We start from the raw sequence: 3,237 nt of genomic DNA on the forward strand, positions 1-3,237 counted from the left end.
AAGAAGAAGCTGCTATTATGGCACGTAATCCGCAAATGCTTAGTGCGATGCTAACAGGTGGTGATACTCCTAAGTTACCTCTGGGGCATCAATGGTATATCAATCCGGAGACAGGTGAACGTGAAGCGAGACCGATTAAAGGATCTCTACAGGAATTGGAGTATAATCAGAAAAAACGAGACATAGAAGAGTGGGAAACAAATAAGAGAGAGTATGTGAAAGAAGTTGCATTAGAAATTGATAATACTATGGGTGCGGTTAATCATGCCATTAAACTTATAGAGAGTGATCCAGATTGGGTTGCTGGTAAAGGTGGTACGGTTACTCAAATTTTCCCAGGATCTGATGCCAAAACATTAAAATATCTATTTACTCAGATTCAAGGCGGTGTCTTTAAGCGAGTGATTGCATCAATCAAAAAACAAAGTAAGAATGGAACCGTAGGTGTTGGTCCATTATCTGAGAAAGAAAGCCAGTGGTTAGTATCATCTTATGGTACTTTAGATATTAGTGACAAGCCTGAAGTATTACATACAAGACTTTTAAATATTAAGAAGATGCTTGCACATTTTCAAGAATTTAATAATGAAGAAATTTATAGGTTATCACATGGATTGGAAGTAAAAGAGCGTAAAAAAGACCCTTCTCAATCTTTTACTAATGGGTTGGTGTCACAAGGAGGTAGTGAAAATATACCAAAGATGAGTTTAGAAGAGGCATCTATTAAGGATAACGTACTTTATTTTGTGGATAGTTCCAGTGGTGAATTTCTGGTTAAGGAGTAAATATTAATGGCCCCTTATAAGACTTCTGGTGCGATTAATTCTCAATATGTATATGCTAAGAATGGGACACGTTTTCGTGTAGTTGAAGATTCTGCTGAGATTGAAAAGATTATAAGATCAAATGCTAACAGTTCTTCTTCATCTTCTCCTCGATATGTATACGCTAAGAACGGAACACGTTTCCGCGTAGTTGAAGATCCCGCTGAGATTGCGAAGCTATCTAATCAATCAACTACAACAGATGATTTCTCATTTGATGATAAAGATCTTACGGTGTTGGATGCTGTTATGAGGAATAGCGCGTCTGGTGCGACGGCAGATTATTTTGACGAGATGAAAGCAGCCAATGAAGCGGGTTTTATAGATTATTGGCGTGGTGATAAGAAAGCAGAGGAGATATATAATAGACGGGTAGCTAAGGAGCGCGCTTACCAAAAAGCCTTGCAAGAGAAATATCCTATTTGGTCTTCTATTGCTTATGCTGCTGGTTCACTTGTACCGACAGGACTCTCACTTTTTGTGCCTCCATTAAGGGCTTTGGCTCTTGCAAAGCATATGTCAACACTTGGAAATATTGGTAAGGCGATGATGTTCGGGGCAGGTTCAGGAGCTTTACATGGCTCTGGAGCAGGAGAGGGTCTTTCTGGTCGTCTTATATCGGCAGGGTTTGGTGGTGGTATTGGAACAGTAGCTGGTCCTATTGGTTCTCTTGCCGGTACAGTTGCTTCTTGGGGTACAAAAAAAATGGCAAGGGGATTGCAACATGTTCCCTATATTCCCTTTATGAAAGGAGGGCGTTTTAATCCTGCTCATAAGGAAGTTCAAACTAAAGTAGTCAGAGAAGTTGCAAAAACATTATATGATGATGGTGTTGAGAATGTTGCTGAACATCTTGCAAATGCACCACGCCATGCATTTTTGACAGATATTAGTCCGAATTTAGAAGTATTGCTTGCGAATATGGGGACAACAAATACGCGTGTTTCTGAACTTTTGAAAAGAGCCCATGAAGGACGGATGCAGGGAGCAGTTCAGCGCCTTGGTCAATCGGCAGATGAAAACATTACCCCTCTCCAAGATACGAAAGTTTTAAAAAGGTTGCTTAAAGAGCAAGGGGAAGAAGCACATGGTTCTCTCTATGCACAAGCCTATCGTACTCCAATAGAAAAAAGATATTATCCAGCTCTTAATAGGCTTTTTAAACAAGAAGGATTTCAAGACGCTCTTAAGCACGCTGTCAAAAAGTTAGAAAGAGACCCCCGCACAGCAATACCTCAACGATTCTATGCAAAAGAGTTTAGCCATATCAATTATAAACCTACAATGGAGTTACTAGATCGAAGCAAGAAATCCCTTGATGTTTTAATCAGAATGAATCGAAAGCTTGGTGATGAAGAAGGGGCTTCTACATATCAAATTTTGAAGAACAATTTGGTAAAAATAACGGATAAAATTTCCCCTACTTATAAAGCAGCTCGGGGTAGCGCAGCAAAATACAAAGGCTTTGCAGAAGCTATAAGCCAAGGCAAAAAAATTGCAGAAAGAGATGTATCTGGAGAGGGGATTGCAGAAGGTCTTCGTAAAGGAGCAATGCCTAGTGGTCTCAATACTTATCATGTAGGGATGAGAGACTATATTGATGATCTATTAAAAGGTTCGCGTCCTATTAATAGCCTTTCAAATATTTTACAAACGGGTAGCATGTCAGATAATCTAAGCAGATCTTTAAGCTCTAAAAACATTCATGCGTTTAGAAAAGCTGTAGAGGGTGAAAGGTTCTATGAAGATGCGGCGAAAAGAGCACTGAAACCGTTTCAAGGAACGCCTGAACATAATTATTTAACAGGTGTTAATATACCGTATGGAAAAACTAGTGCAGCACATGCAGGGGCAAAAATTATACAAAATATTTTATCTGATACGATTAGAAAATTGCCACAAAAAGAAAGGCAAATACTTGAACGTGATATAGCGAAATTAGCAACTTTTGGCGTTAAAGGTATGAACCAGAAGGAAGTTGCTCAAATGTTACAAAGATTTATACAATTACATAAAGCAGGAATTGGTAGTGACCATTTTTGGCATTTCATTTCTTCGGCAGCGTTAGGAGAAGCGGGAAGATTTTTAAGGAGTAAGGGTTAATGACCCGTTCTAGTCCTTCAGTCGATCAAGCGATCCGTCAAGCAGCAGCGCGATATGGCTTACCAGAAAGCTATTTATACCGTGTTGCGCAAGTGGAAAGTGGAGGCAATCCGAATGCAAGGAATCCCCGTTCTTCTGCGGGTGGGTTGTATCAATTTATAGACAGCACCGCCAAACAATATGGTTTGCAGGATCGTTTTGATCCCATGCAAGCGGCAGATGCCATGGGGCGGTTGACGCTTGATAATCGCAATCATTTAAGCCGCCTTTTGGGAAGAGCGCCTACTGATGCAGAATTGTATTTAGCACA

General features: G+C 40.0%; 2 protein-coding genes and 1 pseudogene. All 3 read left to right on the top strand.

Annotation, left to right across the window (positions count from 1 at the left end; all coding sequences use genetic code 11):
- Positions 1 to 785: pseudogene (locus ACFIM6_RS09475) on the top strand (hypothetical protein); the annotation flags it as partial.
- Between the two features lie 6 nt (positions 786 to 791).
- Positions 792 to 2,927, top strand: coding sequence for a glycine zipper family protein (locus ACFIM6_RS09480; RefSeq protein ID WP_375612625.1), 2,136 nt, complete (start codon positions 792 to 794; stop codon positions 2,925 to 2,927).
- Positions 2,927 to 3,237: transglycosylase SLT domain-containing protein (locus ACFIM6_RS09485; RefSeq protein WP_375612626.1), on the top strand; the 311-nt coding region annotated here is incomplete at its 3' end. The genes ACFIM6_RS09480 and ACFIM6_RS09485, both read left to right, overlap by 1 nt.

Origin of the sequence: Bartonella sp. AA9NXGY, assembly GCF_042196845.1 — a bacterium.
Taxonomy (GTDB): Bacteria; Pseudomonadota; Alphaproteobacteria; order Rhizobiales; family Rhizobiaceae; genus Bartonella.

Coding starts and splice junctions, on each gene's coding strand:
- ACFIM6_RS09480 (WP_375612625.1), top strand. CDS start 792: ATGGCCCCTTATAAGACTTCTGGTGCGATTAATTCTCAATATGTATAT.